This is a genomic window from Bradyrhizobium sp. Leo170 (genome assembly GCF_004296405.1).
Taxonomy (GTDB): Bacteria; Pseudomonadota; Alphaproteobacteria; order Rhizobiales; family Xanthobacteraceae; genus Bradyrhizobium.
The window spans coordinates 1-732 of record NZ_PSRR01000813.1; the positions used below are offsets into that span (position 1 = coordinate 1).

Below are 732 nucleotides of genomic sequence, written 5' to 3' on the forward strand. Positions count from 1 at the left end.
TCGTCCGGGCCGCCAACCTTGCCCGCGGCGCGCAGATCGCCGCGTCGAACTTGGCCGGCGATCAGCGGCACGGCGATCGGCCATTTCAGGCGGTGGGCGAGCACGATGTCGGCCAGCCACAAGGCCAGCGGTTCGCTTGCAGGGACCAAACGCATGCTCATCGCCGCGATCTCGGCGGCGGCCGCGATCGCGCTTCCCTGCCCGACCGCCAGCTTCGCTGCGGCGGCGACGACGTCTACGAACGCGTCGTCGAAGCTCAGTTCGAACCGAATGGGCAGCGTGATCATCCAGTCGTCCGGCACCATGGCGGCGCGCTCGCCGAGATACCGCCAGGCCTTGAGGATGCGCCCGCCCGGGCCGGGGTCATCGGTCTCGCGGCGCAGATACCAAGCGTCGCGCAGCGTCGCCTCGTCCTCGGTGCGCCCGCCATGCCGGGCGAGCACGGCGGCATCGGCGAGCGACAGACGATGGCGCCAGAGCAGGCCGAGCGGGTGCTCGCTGCGGGCGATCGGATGGATCGCGGCAAGGGCCGCGCCGGCGAAAAACGCCGCATCATCAACGGATTGCCCGGATAAGGCCTGCCGACCCCAGGTTGGACAGGGTGGGAAGGTCGGTGGGGGGTCAGGGAGGGTTCGCACGCGCGACGGCATGACTCATGGTAATCGGTCACGGCGCTTTACACCATCAAAAACGCCACAAACCGCCGCGCCTGTCGGTGGATAACAACGAGCG

At 69.1% G+C, this 732-nt stretch carries 1 protein-coding gene; it reads right to left on the minus strand.

Annotated elements, in window-relative coordinates; genetic code table 11:
* The coding region (locus CWO89_RS44865; RefSeq protein WP_130584458.1) for a DUF1403 family protein at positions 1-650 on the minus strand (650 nt) is incomplete at its 3' end.
* Between the last annotated feature and the right edge of the window lie 82 nt (positions 651-732).